Annotated in this window: 22 protein-coding genes and 1 pseudogene; 20 read left to right on the top strand and 3 right to left on the bottom strand. The window is 48.5% G+C overall.

Translation table 11 applies throughout. The features are described 5' to 3' along the window. The first annotated feature begins 169 nt into the window (after positions 1-169). From BAZ21_RS06505 to BAZ21_RS06525, 6 genes are all read left to right on the top strand, one after another. Positions 170-937: an amino acid ABC transporter substrate-binding protein gene (locus tag BAZ21_RS06505; protein ID WP_068498252.1), complete on the top strand. Its 768-nt coding sequence runs from the start codon at positions 170-172 to the stop codon at positions 935-937. Positions 938-976: 39 nt separating this feature from the next. Then, on the top strand, positions 977-1,636 hold the full coding sequence (locus BAZ21_RS06510) for an amino acid ABC transporter permease (RefSeq protein ID WP_068498254.1): 660 nt from the start codon (positions 977-979) through the stop codon (positions 1,634-1,636). A 15-nt stretch (positions 1,637-1,651) separates the two neighbouring features. Beyond that, the gene (locus tag BAZ21_RS06515; RefSeq protein WP_068498257.1) at positions 1,652-2,404 is read left to right on the top strand and encodes an amino acid ABC transporter ATP-binding protein; all 753 of its coding nucleotides are present in this window, start codon (positions 1,652-1,654) and stop codon (positions 2,402-2,404) included. A gap of 311 nt (positions 2,405-2,715) precedes the next feature. Further along, on the top strand, positions 2,716-2,862 hold the full coding sequence (locus BAZ21_RS28875) for a hypothetical protein (protein ID WP_176718111.1): 147 nt from the start codon (positions 2,716-2,718) through the stop codon (positions 2,860-2,862). Between the two features lie 192 nt (positions 2,863-3,054). Then, entirely contained in the window at positions 3,055-3,543 is a 489-nt protein-coding gene (locus tag BAZ21_RS06520; protein ID WP_068498259.1) for a hypothetical protein, read from the top strand. A 57-nt stretch (positions 3,544-3,600) separates the two neighbouring features. Continuing rightward, on the top strand, positions 3,601-3,849 hold the full coding sequence (locus BAZ21_RS06525) for a hypothetical protein (RefSeq protein ID WP_068498260.1): 249 nt from the start codon (positions 3,601-3,603) through the stop codon (positions 3,847-3,849). Between the two features lie 179 nt (positions 3,850-4,028). Here the strand turns inward: BAZ21_RS06525 and BAZ21_RS06530 are convergent, their stop codons facing one another. Continuing rightward, the gene (locus tag BAZ21_RS06530) at positions 4,029-4,319 is read right to left on the bottom strand and encodes a DUF6809 family protein (RefSeq protein WP_068498263.1); all 291 of its coding nucleotides are present in this window, start codon (positions 4,317-4,319) and stop codon (positions 4,029-4,031) included. 321 nt (positions 4,320-4,640) lie between these two features. Between BAZ21_RS06530 and BAZ21_RS06535 the strand changes: the two are divergent. The 3 genes and pseudogenes from BAZ21_RS06535 to BAZ21_RS06545 form a co-directional block, all read left to right on the top strand. Next, a pseudogene (locus tag BAZ21_RS06535) lies at positions 4,641-4,796 on the top strand (helix-turn-helix domain-containing protein); the annotation flags it as partial. Positions 4,797-4,943: 147 nt separating this feature from the next. Next, complete coding sequence (locus tag BAZ21_RS06540; protein WP_068498265.1) at positions 4,944-5,369, top strand: MaoC family dehydratase; 426 nt, start codon at positions 4,944-4,946, stop codon at positions 5,367-5,369. 149 nt (positions 5,370-5,518) lie between these two features. Continuing rightward, a complete protein-coding gene (locus BAZ21_RS06545; RefSeq protein ID WP_068498267.1) occupies positions 5,519-5,884 on the top strand; it encodes an MmcQ/YjbR family DNA-binding protein in 366 nt (121 codons plus the stop codon). A gap of 88 nt (positions 5,885-5,972) precedes the next feature. Here BAZ21_RS06545 and BAZ21_RS06550 read toward each other — a convergent pair whose 3' ends face one another. Next, on the bottom strand, positions 5,973-6,653 hold the full coding sequence (locus tag BAZ21_RS06550; protein WP_068498270.1) for an SDR family NAD(P)-dependent oxidoreductase: 681 nt from the start codon (positions 6,651-6,653) through the stop codon (positions 5,973-5,975). 180 nt (positions 6,654-6,833) lie between these two features. Here BAZ21_RS06550 and BAZ21_RS06555 point away from each other — a divergent pair, with 180 nt between their 5' ends. Next, complete coding sequence (locus BAZ21_RS06555; protein ID WP_068498272.1) at positions 6,834-7,373, top strand: TetR/AcrR family transcriptional regulator; 540 nt, start codon at positions 6,834-6,836, stop codon at positions 7,371-7,373. A 144-nt stretch (positions 7,374-7,517) separates the two neighbouring features. Here BAZ21_RS06555 and BAZ21_RS06560 read toward each other — a convergent pair whose 3' ends face one another. Next, complete coding sequence (locus tag BAZ21_RS06560) at positions 7,518-8,498, bottom strand: NADP-dependent oxidoreductase (RefSeq protein WP_068498274.1); 981 nt, start codon at positions 8,496-8,498, stop codon at positions 7,518-7,520. A 171-nt stretch (positions 8,499-8,669) separates the two neighbouring features. Here BAZ21_RS06560 and BAZ21_RS06565 point away from each other — a divergent pair, with 171 nt between their 5' ends. The 10 genes from BAZ21_RS06565 to BAZ21_RS06610 all read left to right on the top strand — a co-directional run bounded on the left by BAZ21_RS06565 (position 8,670) and on the right by BAZ21_RS06610 (position 24,901). Then, on the top strand, positions 8,670-9,248 hold the full coding sequence (locus tag BAZ21_RS06565) for a TetR/AcrR family transcriptional regulator (protein WP_068498277.1): 579 nt from the start codon (positions 8,670-8,672) through the stop codon (positions 9,246-9,248). Between the two features lie 652 nt (positions 9,249-9,900). Then, positions 9,901-13,944 carry a DUF5695 domain-containing protein gene (locus BAZ21_RS06570; protein WP_068498279.1) on the top strand — a complete coding sequence of 1,348 codons (4,044 nt, stop codon included), beginning with the start codon at positions 9,901-9,903 and terminating at the stop codon, positions 13,942-13,944. A 130-nt stretch (positions 13,945-14,074) separates the two neighbouring features. Then, entirely contained in the window at positions 14,075-15,373 is a 1,299-nt protein-coding gene (locus BAZ21_RS06575) for an alpha-glucosidase/alpha-galactosidase (RefSeq protein ID WP_068498281.1), read from the top strand. Positions 15,374-15,386: 13 nt separating this feature from the next. Then, positions 15,387-17,213, top strand: a complete 1,827-nt coding sequence (locus BAZ21_RS06580; RefSeq protein ID WP_068498282.1) for a cache domain-containing sensor histidine kinase — start codon at positions 15,387-15,389, stop codon at positions 17,211-17,213. 15 nt (positions 17,214-17,228) lie between these two features. Next, entirely contained in the window at positions 17,229-18,818 is a 1,590-nt protein-coding gene (locus BAZ21_RS06585) for a response regulator (RefSeq protein ID WP_068498284.1), read from the top strand. Between the two features lie 123 nt (positions 18,819-18,941). Further along, positions 18,942-20,297, top strand: coding sequence for an ABC transporter substrate-binding protein (locus BAZ21_RS06590; protein ID WP_256020006.1), 1,356 nt, complete (start codon positions 18,942-18,944; stop codon positions 20,295-20,297). A gap of 33 nt (positions 20,298-20,330) precedes the next feature. Further along, positions 20,331-21,236 (top strand): carbohydrate ABC transporter permease, encoded by a 906-nt coding sequence (locus tag BAZ21_RS06595; RefSeq protein WP_068498289.1) that lies wholly within the window; start codon positions 20,331-20,333, stop codon positions 21,234-21,236. Then, positions 21,233-22,159, top strand: coding sequence for a carbohydrate ABC transporter permease (locus BAZ21_RS06600; protein WP_068498292.1), 927 nt, complete (start codon positions 21,233-21,235; stop codon positions 22,157-22,159). The genes BAZ21_RS06595 and BAZ21_RS06600 overlap by 4 nt, the downstream gene beginning before the upstream one ends. An 85-nt stretch (positions 22,160-22,244) precedes the next feature. Further along, positions 22,245-23,342 (top strand): M24 family metallopeptidase, encoded by a 1,098-nt coding sequence (locus tag BAZ21_RS06605; RefSeq protein WP_373441524.1) that lies wholly within the window; start codon positions 22,245-22,247, stop codon positions 23,340-23,342. Between the two features lie 35 nt (positions 23,343-23,377). Then, positions 23,378-24,901 carry an Ig domain-containing protein gene (locus tag BAZ21_RS06610; protein WP_068498294.1) on the top strand — a complete coding sequence of 508 codons (1,524 nt, stop codon included), beginning with the start codon at positions 23,378-23,380 and terminating at the stop codon, positions 24,899-24,901. Positions 24,902-25,069: the final 168 nt, after the last annotated feature.

The raw sequence follows: 25,069 nt of genomic DNA on the forward strand, positions 1-25,069 counted from the left end.
CAAATTTTCGTCACAGGTTTTCCATTTTTATAAGGCTAACATTCCGCTTATTCCTCTCGACGAGTATCCTGCGGTATGTTATGATGATACTCTGATAACGTGTTAACGAACTAAAGCGTTTGCCGCCTGTTTTTGGATACGGGTGTCACCATTGTTGGAGGGGAAAAAGATGAGAAAAGCAGCCATGTTTACGATGATGATTGGATTGATTATGATCATGTTGGCCGGATGTTCCGGCGGTAAGGATAGCAGCAAGTTGATTATTGGAATTGACGATAAATTTGCGCCGATGGGCTTTAGAGATGAAAATAACGAATTGACCGGCTTTGATATAGACTACGCGAAGGCGGCTGGAGAACAGATGGGCAAACAGGTGGAATTCCAGCCGATTGACTGGTCTTCCAAAGAATCTGAGCTGAACAGCGGACGTATTGATCTGATCTGGAATGGATACACCATTACCGATGAGCGCAAGCAAAAAGTGCTGTTCACGAAGCCATATCTCAAAAATAGTCAGGTCATTGTCGTTCCGGCTGCTTCCAGTATTACCAAGCTGGCCGATCTGGCGGGCAAAACCGTGGGTCTTCAAACGTTGTCCTCGGCAGCCGATGCACTGGACGCAAACCCGATCAAAAGTAAATTGAAGCAAGTATCCGAGTTCCCGGATAATGTTCTCGCTTTGACGGACCTGAAGACAGGACGTCTGGATGCGGTTGTCATTGATGAGGTTGTTGCCAAATATTATATGTCCAAGGAGCAAGGCACGTATAAGCTGCTGGATGAATCACTGGCTCCTGAGGAATACGGCATCGGTGTGAAAAAAGGGAATGAAGAGCTGTTGACGCAACTGCAATCCGCTCTGGATGAGCTGCACAAGAACGGTAAAGCGGCTGAAATTTCGAAAAAATGGTTCGGTGAAGATAAAGTATTGAACTAATACGTAATGTATTGAACTAAGGTTTAGGAGTCGAAGGTCATGAGTATGGAATATATTTTGCGAATTATGAAGCCTATGCTTGAAGGGGCGCAGATGACGGTTATTTTATTTTTCATCACGCTCGTTCTGTCCATTCCGCTGGGTTTTATCGTTACGTTGCTGGCGAAAAGCCGGATTAAGCCTGTTGCCTGGCTGATGCATACGTACATTTATGTTATACGCGGTACACCGCTTCTGCTGCAGTTGTTGTTCTTTTGTTTTGGTCTGCCGATGCTGCCTGTTATTGGGGAGTATCTGGTTCTGGATCGGACAACGGCAGCGGTGCTGGCATTTGTGCTGAATTATGCGGCTTATTTTGCTGAAATTTTCCGAGGCGGGATGTTGTCGATTGATAAAGGACAATATGAGGCTTCGCAGGTGCTGGGCCTGAGCAAATCACAGACGTTGATCAGAGTCATTGTGCCGCAAATGGTACGGATTGCTTTACCTGCGGTCACCAATGAGGCGACAACGCTGGTAAAAGATACGGCGCTGCTGTATGCGGTGGCAGTACCGGAACTGCTCCATTTTGCCAATACAGCCGTGAATCGTGATTTTACCATTGTACCTTATGTTGTAGCGGCGGTTATTTATTTGCTGTTGGCTTTGGTGCTGACGTTGTTCTTCAGGGCACTGGAAAAACGGTTTAAATTTGAGTAAAAGGAATGTCGGGATATGAACACTAACGCAATTGAAGTAACCGATTTAAAAAAATCGTTCGGCAAGCTCGATGTTCTGAAAAGAGTGAGCTTTAACGTTAAGGCGGGGGAGGTTGTAGCCGTCATCGGTCCTTCAGGTTCAGGCAAAAGTACCATGCTGCGTAGCCTGGTGCATCTGGAGGATGTGACGGGCGGGACGATCCGCATTCATGATAAAGCACTGGTGGAAAATGGTCAGTACGCCCCGGCAGGCGATATTAAGAGCATTACCACCGGGATGGGAATGGTGTTCCAGCATTTTAATCTCTTTCCTCATTTGACAGTGCAGGATAATCTGGAGCTGGCTCCGAAGCTGGTCAAAAAGGTAAGCAAGGCTGAGCTGCGCCGCCAAAGCGCTGAGCTGTTGGCTAAAGTCGGCTTGGCGGATAAAGCCGATGCGTATCCGTCCCGACTGTCGGGTGGACAGAAGCAACGGGTGGCGATTGCCCGGGCAATGATGATGAATCCCGACATTTTGCTGTTCGACGAGCCGACCTCGGCCCTTGATCCCGAACTGACAGGCGAGGTGCTGCGGGTCATCAAAAAGCTGGCTGAGGAGCATATGACGATGGTCATCGTGACCCACGAGATGAATTTTGCGCGAGATGTAGCGGATCGCGTCATTTTTATGGACAACGGAGAAATTGCCGAATCCGGTACACCGGAGCAGATTTTTGGCAATCCACAGTTGGAGCGGACGAAGGTGTTTTTGAATCGGGTGGAGGCTTAAAAACATAGTTGCTTGTTTGAGTGTGTGTCGGGGAGGCGCTACGCGTGCAGATTGTTCTTCCGATCGCTGTTATCCCCGGATTTTTTCATTGGAATAGAAATTTAAAGGTGAAAATCCGGGGATAAAGGCGAACGCTCACGCTTCTTCAGAACAATTCTGCCCGCTCCGCTGACCGACCACCTGTGCAAGTAACCTTTTTTTAAGCAGGAAGTGTGGAGCATGAGTAAGGGCAAGGGAGATGGCCAGCGCCATCTCCCTTTTTTGTAGTCGCAGAGCATGTAGAGCATATAGCAATTTTAAAAAAGCTTCGAATGCAAGCTGGAGTAGCCGAAAGTTGTGGATTCTACTGCTTGCATGAGCATATTAAGAGTTTGGAAATCGTTACCGCTCCGTCCGTCCAGTCAGGCACGTATCAGGTCGTTAAGCTGAGCCCGCCCAAGGAACAACTGGCCCAATGAGCGGTACGAAGTAGAAGGATTCGTACAAATCAAAGCACTTCAAGGCAAAAGATTATCTGCCAATTGAAGTGCTTTTTCTTTTGAAGTATATTTTTTTACTATTTTCATTAGGTTACAGAGTTCACCTTACTTCGACAAAGGAAAAAACATATATTAATAGGTGAAAATACAAATAAATGGAGGTAAAATGAAATGAGTGGTCAACTAGTAAAAAAAATTGCCTTGAGTTCTGTAACAACAGCGTTACTATTTTCAGTAGTGCCCTCCTTCTCATTTGCTGATAGTACATCTGTGAGTTCTGCTACATATGGTGAATCTTCTAATCAATCAGGTATTACCCCCTCAGCACCCAATGGCACTGATATAAATCTTAACGGAGATGTCACAACACAAGGTAAGGTTTCGTGGTCAATTAAAGCCATTAAAGCAGCCCTGAAAGCAAGCGCAAGCAAAATTGATAATGCAATAAGAACAGCTATTGACTGGTTACCTGTGAGTCAAACCGTAAAAAATAATCTTACGAATGTCGTGAAAGTAGACGCAATTATCAAGGCTTTGGATGTGGTCACCGATTTTAGTGGAAGTGTGGAAGATGCACTCTCGCAAGCTATTCAGTATTTAGGAGTACCAGCCTGGATTGCTGATATTTTAGCTAGAGCAGTAAGTGCTATATTTCTTTAAACTTGACAGCTAGGTTTTAGAATGAACATAGCGCATCAAGAGATTAACGGAGGATTTATGAAAAGAAAATGGTATTTACGTCCCATGGTGGTGCTCGTTTTAATTATCATCGCACCACCCATTGGCTATTTGAATGTGTTTTTAAATAGAGAAAAATTCGAACCCAATGAAAGATTGGGCTACTTAGCAGTAGCGACTATTTTCGCCGCACTGTGGCTAACCAAATTTCTGCCCCATGCTTGGCGTATTCCAGCGATTATAGTAGTAGCTCTTTGCGGAATCTATTTATTAGGAAAGAACAAATAACGAGTAATAGGATAATCGTGACACCCGCCGTAGTTAAGGAACAATTAACTTAATATCGAGCGATGGCAACGAAATAGCATGTCAGTGTAAAAAGTAAAGCACTCCAAGGCAAAAGATTCTTTCTGTCGCTTGGCGTGCTTTTATTTTAAGTCATTAGTTAAATTTATCCATCATCTTTCTTATGGTTTATTACCAGCAATCAATTTTTTCTCTCCACTAAATACTTCAATCATCGTCATTGCTCCCGTTCGGTACCCGTGGATGAACGCTGCGGCGGAGTGCAAGGAAGTTGACTCGCTTAATAAATCAAACATGACTTCAATTTGCTCAAAATCGACTGCTGGTAATTTATTTTTCAACATCTCCATATATTCACTAATTTTTTGGTTCACTTTTTGAGACTCAGGGTCGGTTGACTTTATTTGTTCACTGGGACGCCAATTCCCATAATACAGATCCTCCAAAATCATTTTCATCAAGCCCCCTATGAAAAGTTAAATGTTTTATCCTCACTTGAATCGAGAATTCCCTTATGCGCTGTTTATCCCCCAAGCACAGTTTACAGCATGCGATGGATGAATATTGATATTTATGCGTTATTTGCATAAAGTTTTTTTATAAGCTGAGTTAAAAATGTACATGAGGCGCCACTACGCGGTCGGATGGTGCTTCCCATCGCTGTTGCGCCCGGATTTCTTAATCAAGCTAAGAAGGTTGAAATCCGGGCACAAAGGCGAACGCTATCGCTTGTACAGCACCATTCCGCCCACTTCGTTCTTGTTCAACTTGGTGCTGACTTCTTACAAATCTCACAAACAACCTATTCCCGATATGAAAATGGGAACCTGGACGTGCCAAGTGTTGTCTTGATCAAATTGGCGGATTTCCACAAGGTGAGTATCGACTTTATTCTTGGTCAGACAGATAATCCTAAACGTTACAGGTAAAAAGGCATAACATGCAAAGTAAAGCTCCCGTGATGATTCACAGGAGCTTTATTGCTGGAACTATTCATTATACGAACAGGCAGATTAGCTTAATAAATGATATGCTTAAAAAAAACAGATCATTTGACCAAGAGGAGAGATACATTCATGCGATACCATGAATTTTATATCGGACAACGATTTAGAACCAAGTCTTTAACACTAACAAAAGAGGATATTACCAGATTTGCAACGGAGTTTGACCCACAATATATGCATTTGGATGAAGATAAAGCAACGCAGGGGAGATTTAATGGAATCATAGCCTCAGGAATTCAAACGCTAGCAGTTTCATTTAAGCTTTGGGTTGAAACGGGGAGTTATGGTGATGATGTCATTGCTGGAACGGCTATGAACAATATTAGATTTATGAAACCCGTGTATCCGGAAGATGAATTACATACAATTGTGGAGGTAACTGCACTTAGAGAGAAACTGAATGAAACAGGAATCGTTACTGTTATGCTGACGACTTTCAATGACAAGGATGAGAAAGTATTTGAAGGTGAATTATCCGTTTTAGTTAATAAATAAGGTGGATTAGAGAACACTTGTTCTTTATAATGGTTTTAAGGTGGGGACTACCTGCTGGTGGTAAACTAAATGTTTGATTATAGTTCCACCTTACGATGCATTTTGAACGTAAAGGTTGCGCTTGAAAATAGATTTGTGGAGGAAGTTAGATGACTAAAGAGGAAATAATTAATTACTGTCTGACATATTCTGACGTTTATAAAGACTATCCCTTCGACGAAAAATGGACTGTAATACGTCATAAGGATAATAAAAAAATATTTGCGATGATTTACAAGCATGATGGTCACCTTTGCATCAATCTCAAATGTGAGCCAAGCCGAGCCGATTTCTTGCGCAGCATATTTGAAGATGTTAAGCCGGGATATCATATGAATAAAGTGCATTGGAATACCGTTATTTTAGATGGCAACATGCAAGAGGATGATCTTTTTGAAATGGTGCAGCATAGCTTTCAACTGACGAAACCGAAGAAGAAGAAAGGACATAATCCCCAAGATTCTTTACATACGTAGACTCCAAATTCTTTGTCTCTCCATGAATAAAAAAATTTGAGGAAAAGCGATAAGATCGCCATTTAATAACCATCTTATCGCCTCATATTTAATTTGACAGTTTAGTTGGATCAATCCCTAGAGGGAATGTTTCTTCAAAGCGATTCTTTCTTTCGTATAAGTCATACCAAACTTCTGCAATGTAATCAGGATCACCTACTGTACCCGGCTGTATGAAGGTTCCAATGGATAAATGTCCAACAAATATGCCTTTTTCTTTTAATTCATTGTGCAGGTTTGTCGCATAGTTGCGAAGACCTGACATAACGATTCCAACATTTCCGATAAAAGGCAATGGAAACATGGCAGATAAGCCTGTTGTAAATAGAATCGCCCCTGATGCATTTTTAATCATCTCTGGCACTACTTCATTGACGGCAAGAATTGCAGGCAACAGATAGCCATTTACTTGTTCCAAGACATTTTCAGACGTTGTTTCTAAAACATGTCTGAATTTATCCGGTCCTGCATAAGGGCTAAATTCGAGTACATCAATATGACCAAAATCTTTTTTAGCAGCTTGTAACGCTTCTTTTAGAGCTGTTAAATCCGTGACATCTGCGACATAAGACTTCGCTTCAATATTTAGCTTGTTTAGTTGATCCACAATATTCGACAATTTCTCGGGGTTGCGTGCAATAGCAGCTACCTTAAAGCCTTTCTCCCCGAATTTTTTCGCAAGAGACAATCCCAACCCAGGTCCCGCACCAATGATTGCAATAGTTTTCATCTTTCTTAAACTCCTTATGAGTGATATTATTAAACAAACGTGTGTTGCTTTAATAAACATACAGCCGATATCTAAACAGGACAACCAACAATAAGGTGGGGAATGTTGCTATAGCAACAAAAATGAAAAATTGTTGGGTTAGGAGTGAATGAAGCGGGGACAAAAGTTAGGAATATACGAATGACTCAAACGAAGCAGTCTTTGATTAACGCTTTTGTTAATTTAGTGAATGAAAAGGATTTTGAAAAAATCACAGTTGCTGATCTAACCAAAGGGGCTCAAGTGAATCGTGCTACTTTCTACGCGCATTTCAATGATAAGTACGAATTATTGGACTACATTGTTGGTGAGTCTGCTTCGTCTGTCGTTGAAAATCGCACATCTGGAGTTGTAAAATTCGATAAAGAGAGCATATATCAACTCGTTCTAGCCGTATGCGACTATCATCAACAACCGAATATTCAATGTCGCCGCAGTTATTTAAGTTTAATTCCGCAATTGAAAGACAAAATGTTAATTGAGTTGAAAAAATATTTATCCAAAAGTTTAGAAGTCATATATACAGATACAGAGAAGAGTTTTTATGTACCGATTTATGCCAACATCATCCTTGAGGCTGGTTACTTATGGGCTTCTGGGAAAGTATCATTTGACAAAGAGATAATAGCCAAGAAAGTCTCATTATTAGTATTAGGGGATAACAGTCTTCCGAGAAATTAGTTTACGCTACGAGGAACGATAGTTAAATACAAAGGGTTCAATATATTAGTCATGACTAATATGTTGAACCCTTTTTTTATCTGTCAGCAAGCCGAGATACGCTCCCGAACGAGGAGGCTACAGCTTGGTTTTACGGCAAGATGTTTATCCCATGTTTTTCGATATGACGACTTTTCCCCGTTTCGGCAGCTCTTCGCTTTTGCGGTACGCCTGAAGCAGGCCTTGAGCAGTAAAGGGATAGGTCTTATCGATGTGGATATTCAGCTGGTTCTTTTGCATATGACGAACAATGGCTTCAAAATCGGCACGGTTGGGTCTTGCCTGAAAGAAACGTGCGTCAATACCCCGGACCTTTGGATATTGATTGATCGCGAATGCTACTACTGAAATATAGGTGCCGTCATCCTTGATGACCGAGTAGTTTTTCTTTCCGATATCTCCTGGTAGCCCGGTACCGAAGGTGGATGGGTCCATAGCGGAATCCAGCACGATATCGACTGGCTCGGTTATTTGGGCGGCAAAGTCGACTTTCGTGTAGTCGAACACCTCGTCCGCACCGAGTCCTTTGACGAAATCATGATTATAGTCCCTCGCAGTTGCGATAACATATGCTCCATGTTGCTTGGCCAGCTGGACCGCCGCATGCCCCACGCCTCCGGCCCCGGCATGAATCAGAATGCGCTCTCCCGGTTGCAGACGGCCATGCTCGAACAGCGCTTGCCAAGCTGTCAGGGCAACTGTAGGCACGGCGCCTGCCTCTTCGAAGGAAAGACTCTCCGGAATAACGGCAAGATGATCTTCCTCCACTGCAACATATTCCATGTAGGAACCCATTGGAACCATGCCCATGACACGATCCCCTGGCTTGAAACGATGCACTTTTTCGCCAACCTCTTTTACGATGCCGGCTACATCAATACCAAGGACAAGCGGCAACTGAACCGGAAATTTATCGGCCATCGGGCTCTGCAGAATCGCACCGCTGCGCAATTGAATATCTGCGGGATTGATGGAAGAGGCGCGCATTTCAATGAGAACCTGTGTGTCGGTGAGTGCGGGAACTGGTATTTCCAGTTCCTCCAGCGCTTCGGGGACTCCAAAGCTTGTCAAAGCAATAGCTTTCATGATTCTGCCTCCTCGTAAATTGAACATACGTTGAATTTTCAACATATGTTTTATATAGTGAATGTATCAGGACGGCAGATGGTGTTCAATGGTTAAAACAAGCTTGGTTGTTGATTTTTCAACAGAGGGGCTCGATATGTTCATTTTGCATGGGATAAAGGGGAGAACGATATGGACAGGCGTATTCAAAAATCGAGGCAAGCGATTATGAATGCTTTTATGAAACTGATGTTGGAAAAGGACTTGGAGAGCATAACGATCAACCAAATTGCGGAGGAAGCGAATGTCAATCGAGGAACAGTGTATTTGCATTTCGCTGACAAGTACGATCTGCGCGATCAATGTGTGGAGGATCAATTAAACCAGTTGCAGCGCAGTTGTATGCCTGAAGAGGGCTTGGTTCTTCTCACTTCAAAAACCGCGCTGCTGCGCACGTTTGAATATTTGGAACAGAATGCTGATTTCTATTCCACAATGCTGACGAACAATGGAAGCGCAGTTTTCCGAAACCAATTGGAGACAATGTTCCAGCAAAGTCTGAGCATGAAATCGATCACTCTTGATCGGGAGTTGAATAGGGACATCACGGTGCAATTTTTAATTTCAGCCGGAGTGGGTTTACTGGAATGGTGGATTACCCGCTCGATGCCGTATCCGGCATCGGTCATGGTTGAACAATTTTGGAATTTGCTAAATCGAATTCAATTGCAATTGTTCGAAGAAAATAGCGTATTAAAATTAGAAAAATAAAGTAATAGACAGTGGAAATAAAAGCTCTAAATTGGTAACGACCTTCAACTAACGGGAGACGTTAGTTCGATACAACAGCGGCAGTCTAAGACTTAGTTATCCGGTCCTAGTCCGTCGCTGTTTTATTTTCACGGTTCAGTTCTAATATGTAGGATCCCAATTGTTTTAATTCTTTTTATTTTAGATCTTAATAAGTTATCCTTCCTGCTCCTTTTTCTGTACATATCAAGAAGCTGCAAGCCTTCTTGCTGTTCCGCATTTGCAGTCCTCCTACTGCCCCAATTCCCTGAAAGTGGTGATGATTTTACGGCGGTCGGTCAGCGGAGCGGGCAGAATTGTTCTGGAGAAGCGGAGCGTTCGCCTTTGTAACGGGATTTTAACCTTAACAGGTGTTATATAAATAAAAAATCCCGTTGCAACAGCGATCGGAAGAACAATCTGCACGCGCAGCGTGCTCCCTATAGTAACTCATCCCACGATTAGGTTGAAATCCTATATAAATCGGTTGAAAATGTTGATTTTACCAATGGACAAGGATTTGTACAATGGAGTTGTAGCGCTTACATTTCCAAGGAGGTTGCGGCGAAATGAAGAGACTTCAGGTGATTGGCAAGCAAATGAGAACTCCAAAATCCAAAAGGAGGCCGTGTTGATGAAACTTAAGGGAATATTGGCGGCATTTTTGTTTTTAACCGTAGCGTCTGTGCTATTGGGGGCGCATAAGGCAGAGGCTTATGAACTATCCAATGACAAGCTGACGATTCAGACAGGCGAGCATGGGGAAATTTCATCCATTCGTATCAAAGGGGATGCTTTCCCGACTGAGTATGTCATGAATGCAACGGTAACACCTGAGCAGAACACCGCAGATCATCAATGGCTGGGTGAGCTGATGTTCACGTACCGACTGGACAATGGTAGCTGGACAAAGGCTTGGACGAACAAGTCGGCAGACGCACGCAAGATCACGACCAGTGGCAACCGTGTTACCGTCACGTACGAGAATTCCAGCAACGCTGAGGGCATACGCAATTTTAAAGTCATCGAAACGTATTCGGCGGAGGCGAACGGTTCGGTGTTGTGGAATATACAGGTCCAGAATACGAGTGGCAAAAAATTGGAGATTGGCGATTTCGGTTTGCCTTTGCCTTTTAATGAGCAGTGGACCAACGGTGATGCGATTTACGAAACCAGAGTCGTAACGCATTCCTTTGTTGGCAATAACAGCTCCTATATTACAGCTGGACGTCCCAGCGGCATTGGTTCTTCCCTGCTACTGATCCCTGATGCCTCAACGGGTGCAGGCTTTGAGTATCAGGACCGTTGGCGGGATGAGGAGCATCCGGGCAGCAAATGGGCGTGGAATCCGGCAAACGAAGGAAAATGGGTGGAAGGACTGAATGTATTTTATATTCATTCCAATGTCATCAAGTCCACCAACCGCGGATATTTGCCTAACACAAGTCTGGTCCTGAATCCTGGCCAAAGCAAAAGCTATGGCTTCAAGCTTCTGGCGGTGAAGGACGAGCATGATGTAAAGGATACGTTGTATCAAGAAAACCTGGTGGACACTACGGTCGTACCGGGCATGATCGTGCCTACGAATCAAAAGGCGAAGGTGGATCTGCGCACCAAGCAAACGATCAACAAGGTGACCTATCCAGACGGAACCGTTATTCCGCAGACGGATAGCAAGGCCGAAGGACACCACATTTATGAACTGAAATTTACCAAGCTGGGCCCGAACTTTATAACCGTGGAATATGGAAATGGCAGCAAAACGGTTTTACAGTTCTATGCCATCGAGCCGATTGATCAGGCGCTGCAACGGCACGCTACCTTTATGGTGGACAAAACCCAGTGGAATGTGGCGGGAGATCTGCGTGACAAGGTATTTGACGATTGGATGATGCATACCAAATCCAAGCGCAATATTTTTAACGGCTATTGGGGCTGGGGGGATGATTGGGGTCTGACCCACGGACAGTTCCTGGCTGAGAAAAATGCACTGTCTCCAGTCGCCAAAGAGGTGCGGGCCGTAGACGATTATTTGGAGACGGCGATCTGGACGAATCTGATGAACGGGCATCATGAGGATTATTTAATTCATGATTTCCTGATGCCGGAGCCGAACGATACACCAACTTATCGGGGCTATGCGTACCCGCATGTATACAACACGTATTTCAGCATGTACAAGATTGCCAAGGAATACCCGGATCTTGTCACTTACAAGCATCCCAAGGAAACCTATTTGCTGAGGGCTTATAACATTTTCAAAGCATTGTATGAAGGGCCAGTCGCGTACAACTGGGAAACAGGCTTGATGGGCGAACTGACCACACCGGATATTATTCAGGCACTTCAAGATGAAGGCTATGATGATGAAGCGAACGATCTCAAGGATAAAATGGCTCGCAAATATAACAATTTTAAAAATACAAAGTATCCTTACGGCTCCGAATACAGCTATGACAATACCGGAGAAGAGGCTGTATATACGTTAGCCAAACAGAATATAGATACAGAAGGCGAGCAAAGCAAAGCCCTGGAAATGATGAGTAAAATCAACGCCAAAACCCGCGCGGCACGCGGTCATATGCCGGTATGGTACTACTACACCGATCCGGTGACGATTACCGGGGAGAACTGGTTTAACTTTCAGTACACGACCTCGCTCGCAGGCTATGCGATGGATGACTGGATTCGGTATCATGAGGACAATCAGCGTGAGGAGCAACAACGGCTGTCCTACGCAGCTAAAATTGCCAATGTCGGAGCGATTAATTCCGGGCAAATCAGCTCGGACCCCGAGAACATCGGGGCGGTCGCATGGACGTATCAAGCGGAAAAAGGCAATAACGGAACGAACGGCACTGGTGGTGGTAAAAATGTTCCACTCCTGAATGGCTGGCGTGGCATGAGCGGCGAAGCTGATCTCGGATTGTTCGGTGCGCTCAAAACGTTAAGCGCCGATATTGCGATGGATCCGATTTTCGGATTGACGGGCTACGGTGCAGAGGTGAGCAAAAGCGGCAACGTGTATACGATCAAGCCGCTGGACGGCCTGTTCAAGCGGGTCAATCTGATCACGGAAAAGCTGTATATCGAGCTGGATAAGGACCAATATACAGAAGCCAAGCTGGCCACATCCAAGGATTATGTATGGTTCCAACTGAAAAACCAAACGCCGGGCCAAGCCCATTCTACGTACGTTACATTTGACGGTTTGAAGAAAGGAACGTATCTGGTTAAAGTGGGTGGTCAATCGCTAGGCAAGTTTAATGCATATGCACCTTCCAACAAGCTGAAATTGGAGATTGGCACAGCATCCTCCTACACGGTGGAGCTGACACCGACAACGCCTGATCCGAACAAGGCTCCTGTCGTCGATGCCGGCAAAGATGCCAAGGTGAAGCTGCCGGATCAGATCATTTTGAAAGGTACGGCTACGGATGATGGGCTTCCGCAAGGAAAGGTGACAAGCGAGTGGAGCCTGGTCGAAGGACCACAGAACGCCAAGGTCACATTCAGCAGCAAAACATCGCTGCGCACGAAGGTAGACGTTTCCGAGCCGGGAACGTATGTATTCAAGCTAGCAGCCAGCGATTCCCAGCTGTCAGCGGAGGCCAAAGTAACTGTGGTAGCCGAACCGGCGGCTCCGCTGCTTGAACAGCTTGCGTTTTACAAGTTTAACGAAACCAGCGGCTCTCTGGCAGCAGATTCATCGGACAGCGGCAATGATGCTACTGTAAAGGGGACCGTGGCATGGGCAGCGGGTAAAACAGGCAATGCCGTCAGCCTCAATGGCAAGGATAGCTATGTGCAGCTTCCAGCGGGCATTGTGAGCCGGGCACAGCAATTGACCGTATCCGGCTGGGTCAAAGCGAACAGCCTGAGCGATTATGTACGGATTTTTGACTTCGGCTCCGGGACGAATGAATACATGTTCCTGACCCCTAAAGCCGGGGACCGGATGCTATTTGCCATTACGAATCAGGGTAACGGACAGGGACAGGAACAGACGATTGATGCCCCTGTACTGCCGACAGGTGTATGGAAGCACGTTGCGGTCACGCTTTCGGGCTCCACAGGTATTTTGTATGTGGATGGGAAAGAAGTGGGACGCAACACCAATCTCACCTTGAATCCTACCAGTCTGGGTCAGACCAAAAATAATTTTATCGGCAAATCCCAGTACCCTGATCCGTACTTCAATGGTCTGGTGGATGAATTCCGCATCTACAGCCGTGCTTTGAATGCAGCCGAAGTGGCCAATCTGGCTTCCGGTACAGCGCAGAGTCTGACGACAGCCGAGAAAATCACCGCACTAAAAGAAGTAAGTGTAACCACTCATGCGGGTGAAAAGCCTGAACTGCCAAACGTAGTGGAAGCTACGTATGGAGAAGACTCGACCAAATGGGTGGCTGTGGAATGGGAGGATATAGATCCTGCACAATATGCTGCTCCGGGTTCTTTTGAATTAAAGGGCAAGGTAGAAGGGACAGAGCTGAAGGCGATTGCGAAGGTAACCGTCATTGAGGCAGGGAGCGCGGCACCAGCGGCAACTCCGGCTAACCCGGGGACTCCAGCAGTCTCAGCAACTCCAGTAACCCCGCCAACTACGGCATCCCCAGTCACATCTGCCTTCCCGGCTCGGTCTGTTAGCTTCGCTAAATCAGTAGGGGGATTCTGATTGGGAGGCAACAACGCATAGTCTTGGCTAACCTTTCCCACCGTCACCTCTTTCTGCAAAGGGAGTGGCGGTGGGTATCCTTACATTTGGAGTGCGCAGCTGCGAATACAATGTGAATGGAGGAACGGGCATGAGCAAGATTGCATTTTTGGGTGCAGGCAGTACGGTATTTGCGAAAAATGTGCTTGGCGATTGTATGCTGACACCTGCCTTGGAGGGCTTCGAGCTGGCGTTGTTCGATATTGACCCCGAAAGGCTGAAGGATTCGGAAAATATTTTATCGAATCTGAAAAAAACGACAGGAAGCACCTGTGTGATCCGCTCCTACACCGACCGCAAGGAAGCGTTGCGTGGAGCTGCCTATGTGGTAAATGCCATTCAGGTGGGCGGCTATGATCCGTGTACGATTACGGATTTTGAAATCCCCAAAAAATACGGTCTGCGCCAAACGATTGCTGATACGGTTGGCATTGGCGGTATTTTTCGCAATTTGCGGACGATTCCGGTGATGCTCGACTTTGCAGCAGATGTGCGCGAGGTATGCCCGGATGCATGGTTTCTCAATTACACGAATCCGATGGCTGTGCTGACGAATGTGATGAACGTATACGGCGGTGTCCGTACGGTAGGGCTGTGTCATAGCGTGCAGGCGTGTATACCGGAGCTGTTCAAAAGCCTCGGGCTGGAGCAGGAAGGTGTGAAGGCCAAAATTGCAGGCATCAATCATATGGCATGGCTACTTGAAGTGAGCAAGGACGGCAAGGATTTATATCCCGAAATTAAAAAACGGGCTGCCGCCAAGCAGCAGGAGAAGCATCATGATATGGTACGCTTTGAAATGATGCTGAAATTCGGCTATTACATTACAGAATCGTCCGAGCATAATGCGGAGTATCATCCGTATTTTATCAAACGGGCATATCCTGAGCTGATCGAGCGCTTCAATATTCCTTTGGATGAATATCCACGTCGCTGTGTGAGCCAGATTGAACGATGGCAAACGATGCGCGAAGAGCTTTTAGGTAATCAGGACCTGCGTCATGAACGGTCAAACGAATATGCTTCCTATATTTTGGAGGCCATCGAAACGGATCGGCCTTTTGCCATTGGCGGCAACGTGATGAATACGGGCTTAATTACAAATCTGCCGAAGGAAGCCTGTGTGGAGGTGCCTTGTCTGGTCAATCGGGGCGGAGTTACGCCAAACTTTGTCGGAGATTTGCCGCCCCAATGCGCTGCGCTGAACCGGACGAATATTAATACACAGCTATTGACGATTGAAGCAGCGATCACGGGAAAAAAAGAGCATATTTATCATGCCGCCATGCTGGACCCGCACACATCAGCCGAGTTGTCCATGGATGATATTGTTTCTCTGTGCGATGAGTTGATTGCGGCGCATGGACAGTGGCTTCCGGCCTATGTGTAAGGGAGGCGGCTGAATGGGAGGCCGTGGTCGTCAAAAGTTTGCCGGGATTCCTACGATCCGTGGCAAATTCATTGTACTGACGCTGGTGCTCACCGTCATTCCGATGGTGGTGCTGACCTTTACCTTTTACCGGATCGCGGCCCATTCTCTTGGTGAAAAGTCAGAAGCGCTGGCTATGCAGTCCCGGCAAATGAGTGAAAATTACGTCAACGCCACGCTCTCCGATTTGAATGATCTGACCAATGCCATTCTCGGCAATCCCGATGTGCAGGCCACGCTGGAGACCAAGCCGGGAGACGATTATGAATACTTACGGAACGATGAAACACTCAGCATGATCGTTCGAACGCAAACCCAAACCAAGCCGTATATCACGTCCTCCCTCATATATGCCGCCAATGGCGGGCTCAAGCACTCCCTCTATCAGGGGAATGTTTCGGTCCGTTTTGGCGGCCTTCCTACATTAGAGGAAGCACGTGTGTACTATCGCCGCCTGCTCACCGAACGGCCGATGATGTGGATGGCTCATTCGCCGTTTGCATCAGGACACGGGATGGCAGAGGATCGCATATATGTCGGGAAGCTGCTGCGAAAAACGACTGGGGATTATGCGCCGCTTGGATTTTTGCTACTGGAAATTGACAAGGCCAGTCTGTTCAGGGGACTTGCTTTCCATGAAACAGACGGCAACACCCAGATGTGGGTGCTGGATCAGGAGGGCGAGCCTGTGTACCGATTGCCTGAGCAGGACGTTGCGGACAAGTCGCTGCTGCGGGAGATTGCCAAATCCGCTGTGGACAAACCCGTGCTTACAAAGGACTGGAGAGCATGGAACGGGCGACAGACGATGATCTCCTATGGCCCGTTAAATGAAGGGCAATGGACGTTGCTGCAAAAAGTCGATCAGTCCGTGCTGTTCGAGGATGCGCGGAATATTGGAGCCTGGACCATCTGGACTTTTTTGATTGCACTGGCTCTGGGCTGGATGCTGTCTTATCGGCTGAGTGATACGATTCGTCGTCCGCTGCTTCAGTTGAGCCGATTAATGGCGGTGGATGGGAGTGTGGAAGAAACAGGATCAGCCAACGGTCCAGAAGCTCCTGCCCCCGTTGTGTTTAACCCCAAGGATGAGGTGGGGCAGATCGGGGAGCGTTTTCTTCATATGATGCAAAAAAATCATGAGCTGTACGGGCAGGTGTACGAAGCATTGCTATCGCGCAAGCAGGCGGAGTTTCGCGCGCTTCAGGCGCAGATTAACCCGCATTTTTTGTACAACACACTGGAGTCGCTCAAGGGAATGGCACTGGCAAATGGGCAACGGGATATGGCTGAGGTGATTGGGGCGTTTGGCAAATGTTTTCGCATCTCGCTAAGTTATGGACGGGAGCAAATAAGCCTGGGACAGGAGGTCGAGCACGTAAGCGCCTATGTGAAGGTGCAGCAGTTCAGATTTCGAAATTCGTTCGAGTGGATTTGCGAGGTGGAGGAGGATATTTGCGAATTTTACGTCCCCAAGCTTATCCTCCAGCCACTTGTTGAAAATGCCATTTACCACGGATTAAAAGGCCGTACCGACCGTGGATATATCATGTTATCCGGTACACGGGAAGGTGATATGCTGCGCTTGACGGTGAGTGATGACGGGGATGGTATCGGAGCCGAGCGTCTGGACGATATTCGGAAATCGCTGGAGGCCGAGCGGGGGAGTGCGATTGGCTTTGGGCTGCGCAATGTACATGAGCGTCTTCGGCATTATGGTCCGGAATATGGGCTGTCCGTGGCAAGCGAGCCGGGACATTACACCTCGGTTACTTTGCTGGCACCGCTTCGAACTGAATAAGAAGGAGAGGATGACATGTACCGGCTGCTGATTGTGGACGACGAATACCATATTCGGGAAGGACTCAAGCTGATGGTGTCAGAAAGCGGCCTGTCTGTGGAGGTCAGTGATGTGGCAAGTGACGGCGAGACGGCATTGCGTTTGTATGCGGAGCGGCGACCGGACATGATTTTACTGGATATTAATTTGCCGGATATGAGCGGGCTGGACATAGCCCAAGCCATTCGGGAAAAGGATCAGCAGACGCCTCTGTTATTTCTGACAGGCTACGAATCAGTGACATACATTCGTCAGGCAGTTTCGCTTCAGGCGGTTGACTATCTGCTCAAGCCGATAACCAGCGGGGATTTTGAAGCGGCCCTGCGGCGGGCCGAGGACCGGATCGTGCAATGGCGAAGAAGCGAGGAGGAGGCCATTCACCGTCATCGTTCATCGGAGCCATTGTACAGGGAGCATCTGCTGCTGGATCTGTTGCAGCAGCGGCGCCCCGCAGCCGAGGTCTTACGGGAGCTGGATGGGCTTGGGCTCTTCGAGACAGGCGGGCCGCCTTTTACTGTCCTGTGCTGCGAGCTGGAGGAGCCGGAGCAGCAGGAAGCTGCCGCTGCAAGCGAGCTGCACGGCTGCAAGGATCTCAGCAGCCACATATTTGCCGAGCTGACTTGGGAGGCTGCGGCGGCAGCCGGGGCAAAGGCGCACAGTGCGGCGGTTTCCCGTGATCGCCGGGTCGTGCTGCTGGCAGCAGCATCCTGCCGGGCCGCGGAGCGGACGGCACAGCAAATCCGGCAGACGGTGCAGGAACGGCTGAACCGGGCGGTGTCCATCGGGATTAGCCGACCTGTGCAACGGCTGGAGCAGCTTCCCGAAGCTTATGAGGAAGCGGTGCGGGCGGCGGAGCATCGGGGCTGGGTCGGCTATAGCCAGATCATCCCCTATGAGAGCATTCAGGCGACCGAGCCGAGCAGCAGTCATTTGCTGGAGAAGGAGCTGCTCATGATTACGGAAATTCGGGCCGGAAATGATGCTGCAGTCCATGCGATTTTACAGGAATGGTCGGGACAATTGGCAGGCTTGCCCGTCAAGCAGGTGAAAATGATCGTCACCCAGCTTGTGCTGTTCGTTATGCGCATCGTCCAGAGCGATGCATCCGTCTGCCAACTGCCCATGCAGGAGCAGGACCCGCTGCTGGAGCTGTCCCGCTTGCGGCACGGACCCGAGATGATCGACTATGTATCCCGCTATTTTGTCCGGGTGGGTCGTCATGTCCGGGAAGCGCGCGAGAAGGGGATTCCGCGCAAATTTCAACGGGCCAAGGAATGGATTCGTGAGCATCTTCAGGAGGATGGCGGCCTGAACAGCCTTGCGGCTTACATGAATATGAGCCCCAAATATTTGAGTGCCCGTTTCAAGCAGGTCACGGGGGAGAGCTTTGCTGAGTACCAGACCCGCGTCCGCTTTGAGCGTGCGCGTGAGCTGCTGCTGGACCCGCACCGGAAGGTGGCGGAGGTGGCCGAGATGGTGGGATTCTCGGATACGAATTATTTTAGCATCGCCTTCAAAAAACATACCGGGCTGACCCCGACGGAGTTCCGTAGAACATTTTTGTAAACGTGCTGTTAAAAAAATCATACCAAAACAAAGAGAGTCTGGAGTCGTTGGGTGGTCGGCTCCGGACTCTCGGCGCATAATAGGCTTGTAAGGAGAATCCAGTTCAGGAAGGGGCCGATTGATTTGCTGAAACGAAGGTTACGGACATGGATGGCTCTTATAATGACGGCGATGTTGACAGGACTGGCGGCTTGCAGCGGCAATGCTGGCGAACCGGTCAATCCGAATGCGGTCGAGCTCAAGTTCATGTACTGGGGAAGCAATGACGAGAAGCAGGCAATGGAAAAAATGATTCAGAGCTTTAATGCATCCCACCCGAATATCCGGGTAAAGGGCGAGCATGTCCCTGGTGACTACACGACCAAAATTAACACGTTAATGGCCGCTAATCAGCTACCCGATATCGCCTACCTGGGCGATTCGCTCACGATGAAATGGGCAAGTGAAGGCAGACTCCTGGATTTATCCTCCTATTATGATGAATATCCCGAATTAAAAAACAAGCTTAAATCCTCCTATCTCTACAGTGAACCCGGCAAGTCTATCGGCAATTATACCGCATTGGAAGTGATGCAGTTATTTTACAACAAGGAGCTGTTCACAGAAGCGGGTGTACCCGTCCCTCCGGCCGATCCTCAAAAAGCGTGGACATGGGATGAATTTCTGGAGATTGCCAAAAAGCTGACCAAGGATCAGAATGGCAAGCATCCCGGTGACAGTGGCTTTGATCCGAAAAATATTGTGCAATACGGCTTTGCCTTCGGCAACGACCGCAGCTCCTGGGGACCGCTCCTGGCGAGTAATGGAGGAGCTTTGACCGACAAAACAGGCAAGAAGTACACCCTGAACCGTCCCGAGTCGGTGGAGGTATTTCAGAAGCTGCAGGACCTGGTTTTCAAGGAGCATGTTGCTCCCGATTTGATCCAGCAGCAGGACATGCCATCCAATACGATTCGGCTTCAGACGAGAAAAGTCGCCATGGTGGTGGACGGGACGTGGTCCCTGCTTGATTTTTCGAACAACAAGCAGTTGCAATGGAGTATCGGCGTATTGCCGAAGCTGAAGGAACCCAAAACGATGATCGTTGCGGGGGCCACCGTCATTTTCCAGAGCACCAAGCATCCGAAGGAAGCGCTCGAATTTTATTTGTACCACAACAATCCGGAAAAGGTGGACCTGTTCAAGTCCGGTCTGTGGATGCCTATCGAGGAAAAATATTATACCGATGAGCAGGCCATCCAGTCATGGACGAATAATGCGGCCCATCCGCCGGAATTTCGGCAGGCAGGCATCGAGTATGCCAGAGACTACGCCATCAAGCCGTCCACTTCTACGCTGCGCAACTGGCCGGATATCGGTTCCAAGCTGACCCCGGGGCTGGATCTGATCTGGACAAATAAGAAAACGCCGCAGCAGGCATTGGATGAACTGGAGCCTATTATTCAGCCGTTGCTCCAGGGAGTATATCCGGATGAATAAATCGGCAGCGCAGCTGCGAAAGGAGATTGGCCCATGAAGCGGCAGCAATCAGGAATGATGCGCATGGAGCGTAACTGGGGTCTGTTGTTCGCGCTTCCTGCCATTCTGGGACTACTCATATTTACGATTGGGCCAATCGCCGCCTCATTCATATTCAGCCTGACCGACTGGACTATTGGTGGACAGATGAGCTTTGTAGGACTGGAGAATTATCGGACCATTCTGACCAAGGATACAACCTTTTCCCAATCGATGTTTGTGACCACGTATTATGCGCTGGGCAGCGTGCCTCTTGGCTTAACGGCGGCTTTTATCATTGCGCTGTTATTAAATCAAAAGGTGAAAGGCCTGTCGGTATTCCGCACGATTTATTATTTACCCACCATTGTGCCAAGTATTGCGAATACGATGCTGTGGCTGTGGATGTTCAACCCGGATTTTGGCTTGCTGAACTCATTGCTGGAGAGTGTTGGACTGCCGGGAAGCAAATGGATTTATGACGAAAGCACTGCGATACCTTCTCTCATCATGATGAGTACCTGGGGGATCGGGAACACGGTCATTATCTTTTTGGCAGGACTCCAGTCGGTTCCCACCCATCTGTATGAAGCGGCTGAGGTGGATGGCGGCAATCTGTGGCACAAATTTTTTCATATTACCGTTCCCTCAATGACACCCACCATTTTCTTCAATCTGGTCATGTCGTTAATCGGCACCTTTCAGGCCTTCAATCAGGCGTATGTCATGACCAACGGAGGACCCAACAATGCAACCCTGTTCTATGTGTTTTACTTATGGCGTACGGCCTTTACGGAGACCAAAATCGGCTATGCCTCAGCGCTGGCCTGGATCTTATTTTTCGTCATTATGGTGCTGACCGTCCTGATTTTCTCCACGTCCAAAAAGTGGGTCCACTATGAAGGAGGGGAACGATCATGAACCAGATCACTTCTGCTGCCCATGCTTCCGAAGCACAGCAGCATCCGCCTCCACAGCCCGAACGCTCGCGCAGTCCTGCTACCGCCGCTCGTGCAAAATCTTTCCGAATTGGTCGTGTTCTGCTGTATATCGTTTTAATTTTGGGCAGTATTTTGATGCTGTTGCCGTTTGTATGGCTCATTCGCAGCTCTCTGATGGGAACCTCGCAAATTTTTGTGTTCCCGCCAGAGTGGATACCGTCTCCTTTTCAATGGAGCAATTACCCGGAGGCGCTGACTTCGGTACCGTTCGGCAGGTATTTTATGAATACATTCCTGATTGAGGTGTGTGTACTGACAGGTGTGATGTTGACCTCGATTGTATCGGCGTTTACGTTTGCCCGCCTGCGCTGGCCTGGACGCAATCTGATCTTTTCCCTGCTGATCGGGTCGATGATGCTGCCGTACGCGGTGACGCTGATTCCCACCTTCGTCATGTGGCGTGAGCTGGGAGGGCTGAACACCTTTTTGCCGCTGATTGCTCCTGCATGGTTTGGCGGGGGAGCATTTAATATCTTTTTGATGCGCCAGTTCATGCTGACGATCCCGCGTGATCTGGACGAAGCGGCTTATATGGACGGAGGCACACCTCTGACCGTGCTATGGCGTGTCATTATTCCCTTATCTTCGCCCGCATTGATCGTGATCGGGATATTTACCTTTATAGATGTGTGGAACGATTTTTTGGGCCCGATTATTTATTTGAGTGACGAAAAGCATTTTACGCTGGCGCTGGGATTGGCGACCTTTCGCGGGTTGAACAATACGAACTGGCCTTATCTGATGGCGGCTTCCAGTACCATTTTGGCTCCCATCGTTCTCATTTTTTTTATCGGACAACGGTATTTTATTGAAGGCATTACACTGACAGGCATAAAAGGCTAGCAAGGAAGCTGGAACTGGAATGAGCTTGAGTATTGGAAAAATGAACAGGGAGGCAGTGTGAGTGAATGAGGAAGAAGTTCGAAATGTGCAGGCTGCGGCAAAGCCGTTACAAGGTATTCCAGGCAGACTGGCCCGACTACGCTCGGAATTCCCGGCACTGGGTATAGACGCGCTGCTCATTACACATGGGCCGAATCGGCGTTATATGACCGGATTTACAGGCTCGGCCGGGATGGCGCTTATTACGGAGGAAGACGCTTTTCTGGTAACGGATTTCCGCTATATGACACAAGCAAAGGATCAGGCACCGGAGTATTCGGTCATTCAGCACGAAGTACAAATTTTCCGGACGGTAGCCGCGCTGACGGGTAAATTAGGCGTTCACCGACTGGGCTTGGAAAGTCGTCATGTCTCACTCCAGCAGTCGGGTCAGCTTCAAGCCGCGCTGGGCCCGCTGGAGTATGTGCACACAGAGGATGTAATAGAACGGCTGCGCGATGTGAAGGACGAAGATGAGATTCGCACCATCAGTGAAGCGGCGCGTATCACGGATGCTGCATTTACGGAAGTGCTGAATTACATCCGGCCGGGGGTTACTGAGCGACGGATCGCGGCGGAACTGGAATATCAGCTGCGGCTGGCGGGCGCAGAATCGGGTGGCTTTGCGTTCATTGTCGCTTCGGGTGAGCGTTCGGCACTGCCGCACGGACTGGCCAGTGACAAGGAAATCGGCCAGGATGAGTTTGTCACGATGGATTTTGGCGCGAATGTGCGTGGCTATCTGTCCGATATTACGCGCACCGTATTCGTCGGCAAGCCGTCGGAACGTCATAAGGAACTGTATGCCATTGTGCTGGAAGCGAATATGAAGACGATTGCAGGACTTCGCCCAGGCTTAAGCGGCCGGGAGGGGGACAGTCTGGGGCGGGATGTGATTGCCTCGTATGGCTATGGGGAGCAGTTTGGCCACGGGCTGGGTCACGGCTTTGGTCTGGAAATTCATGAGCAGGTACGGCTGTCCCGTGAAAGTAAATCCGTGCTCGTACCGGGCCATGTCATTACCGTGGAACCGGGCATTTATATCCCCGGCTTCGGCGGGGTTCGGATTGAGGATGATGTGCTGATCACGGATGACGGTGTGAAGGTACTGACCTCCTCGCCGAAGGAGATGATTTTATTATAAAAAGTAGTCATCCAAAAACGATATGGAGGGATCGAATGAACACACAAAAAAGACGCACGAAAATGTGGCTGATCGCGCTGGCCGTTTCTCTCATCGTTGCTTTAACACCAGCTATTCCGGGTCATGAGGCTTATGCCGAGGCGGAGTCGGATGCCAAAGTCATCGACATCTTTAGTCGAACGGTGAACGATTACGGTATAGAGCTGGTCGATTGGCAAGGGTATCTTGCGAACCCGTATGTGAAGCTAAAGGTCAAACCGCCGGCAGACGCCGTCTTTCCGGTAACGATAACGCTGAATGCGCAGGGCACATCCCGGTTGATGATGGATTTGCCAAGTACGCTGTCGGCGCAAGGTGCAAGCAAAACGCTGACCTTTGCCAATGCTCAGGAGGAAAAAGATTTCCGTCTAGCCATCCATCCCGACCGGATTGGGGGAAATGGTGAAATTGAGCATTATACGCTGTCTCTATCTGTGGCGGGAAACGATGGGCGCAAGACCACCCAGTCCATTCCGATTCGGGTGTTGGATCAGGACGATAATGAAGAGCCCCAAGTTCCCATCCATTTTGACTACCGCTTTGATACGATCATGCCCTATTTCAATGATGCTGCTACAAGAAAAGCCGCAGAGCTGGCGGTGAAGGACTGGTTCTATTTCTTTGATCTGAGCCCCTTCGATGAGGTTCCGGCGAATGCGGAGGTCAACCATCTGCCGGGAGACGACTGGCAAAATGAAATACAGGTGACGAATGACAAGCCATATAAAGGCATGTGGGTGTTTTTGAGAGGATTGAACGGGCCTTATTCTACGGGGTTTCCAGCCAATAACGGCAATTATCATACACGTAACGGTGTGACCGTCCCGGGGAATCTGAACCGTTCCTATAGTCTGATTCTGGATTTCTATGATGATGCGACTCCATTCACATCGGTGGACGATGAGGAATGGTATCAATCCGATCTGTCCAAGGTGACGGATGTGCACGGGCTGATTATGCATGAATTTGGTCATGCGATTGTGTTCAGCGACACGTTCCCGGGTGTCAGGGCGCTGAAGGAGGCAGCAGGCAATGACCCGGACATTCTGGCTTATCAACACAGACCGGCTGCGCTGGACGACAGCTATCATCTCTCCGGGGAGCTTGCCGAGGTCGACAGACTGAGCGGACAAAACGGTGGCTGGCGCCACATGTTCCCGACACGGCGCTGGATGAACACGAAGCTCTCGCTGCTGGTAGCAGAAAAAGCAGGCTGGCCGCTGCGCAAGGACCTGACTCCTTTCCTCGCGCCAGAAATAGTAACGAAGGAACTGCCAGCACCCGTTAAAGGGAAAGCGTACACGGCCAAGCTGGAGGCCAAGGGAGGCGTTCCGTTTTACGATTGGACGGTAACGGGTGGTCAGCTACCCGCAGGTTTCACGCTGGATCGCTTCACAGGAACGATCAGCGGTACGGCAGAAAGCGGAGCAGCGAACAAGACGTATACGTTCACCGTACAGCTGCGGGATTATGACGAGCTGAGCAAGCCCGTGACCCAAAGCTTTACGCTCAAGCTGTAACTGAAATTCCCGGCGCGGCTGCCCCGAATTTCCTGACGGAGCTTACATTTGACTGACTAACATTTAGCTGGGCTAACATCTAACTGGGCTGACCACGGTTGAAATTTGGGGCAGAGCGACCTGAGTGTTGTGACACTCGGGTTGAAACGGTCGAAGGGAGGAAAAGCG

The organism is Paenibacillus kribbensis (assembly GCF_001705305.1).
In the GTDB taxonomy this organism is placed as follows: Bacteria; Bacillota; Bacilli; order Paenibacillales; family Paenibacillaceae; genus Paenibacillus; species Paenibacillus kribbensis_B.

Bases quoted from the DNA above. Each gene is read 5' to 3' on its own strand.
- BAZ21_RS06505 (WP_068498252.1), top strand. From the start codon at position 170: ATGAGAAAAGCAGCCATGTTTACGATGATGATTGGATTGATTATGATC.
- BAZ21_RS06510 (WP_068498254.1), top strand. From the start codon at position 977: ATGAGTATGGAATATATTTTGCGAATTATGAAGCCTATGCTTGAAGGG.
- BAZ21_RS06515 (WP_068498257.1), top strand. From the start codon at position 1,652: ATGAACACTAACGCAATTGAAGTAACCGATTTAAAAAAATCGTTCGGC.
- BAZ21_RS28875 (WP_176718111.1), top strand. From the start codon at position 2,716: ATGCAAGCTGGAGTAGCCGAAAGTTGTGGATTCTACTGCTTGCATGAG.
- BAZ21_RS06520 (WP_068498259.1), top strand. From the start codon at position 3,055: ATGAGTGGTCAACTAGTAAAAAAAATTGCCTTGAGTTCTGTAACAACA.
- BAZ21_RS06525 (WP_068498260.1), top strand. From the start codon at position 3,601: ATGAAAAGAAAATGGTATTTACGTCCCATGGTGGTGCTCGTTTTAATT.
- BAZ21_RS06530 (WP_068498263.1), bottom strand. From the start codon at position 4,319: ATGATTTTGGAGGATCTGTATTATGGGAATTGGCGTCCCAGTGAACAA.
- BAZ21_RS06540 (WP_068498265.1), top strand. From the start codon at position 4,944: ATGCGATACCATGAATTTTATATCGGACAACGATTTAGAACCAAGTCT.
- BAZ21_RS06545 (WP_068498267.1), top strand. From the start codon at position 5,519: ATGACTAAAGAGGAAATAATTAATTACTGTCTGACATATTCTGACGTT.
- BAZ21_RS06550 (WP_068498270.1), bottom strand. From the start codon at position 6,653: ATGAAAACTATTGCAATCATTGGTGCGGGACCTGGGTTGGGATTGTCT.
- BAZ21_RS06555 (WP_068498272.1), top strand. From the start codon at position 6,834: ATGACTCAAACGAAGCAGTCTTTGATTAACGCTTTTGTTAATTTAGTG.
- BAZ21_RS06560 (WP_068498274.1), bottom strand. From the start codon at position 8,498: ATGAAAGCTATTGCTTTGACAAGCTTTGGAGTCCCCGAAGCGCTGGAG.
- BAZ21_RS06565 (WP_068498277.1), top strand. From the start codon at position 8,670: ATGGACAGGCGTATTCAAAAATCGAGGCAAGCGATTATGAATGCTTTT.
- BAZ21_RS06570 (WP_068498279.1), top strand. From the start codon at position 9,901: ATGAAACTTAAGGGAATATTGGCGGCATTTTTGTTTTTAACCGTAGCG.
- BAZ21_RS06575 (WP_068498281.1), top strand. From the start codon at position 14,075: ATGAGCAAGATTGCATTTTTGGGTGCAGGCAGTACGGTATTTGCGAAA.
- BAZ21_RS06580 (WP_068498282.1), top strand. From the start codon at position 15,387: ATGGGAGGCCGTGGTCGTCAAAAGTTTGCCGGGATTCCTACGATCCGT.
- BAZ21_RS06585 (WP_068498284.1), top strand. From the start codon at position 17,229: ATGTACCGGCTGCTGATTGTGGACGACGAATACCATATTCGGGAAGGA.
- BAZ21_RS06595 (WP_068498289.1), top strand. From the start codon at position 20,331: ATGAAGCGGCAGCAATCAGGAATGATGCGCATGGAGCGTAACTGGGGT.
- BAZ21_RS06600 (WP_068498292.1), top strand. From the start codon at position 21,233: ATGAACCAGATCACTTCTGCTGCCCATGCTTCCGAAGCACAGCAGCAT.
- BAZ21_RS06610 (WP_068498294.1), top strand. From the start codon at position 23,378: ATGAACACACAAAAAAGACGCACGAAAATGTGGCTGATCGCGCTGGCC.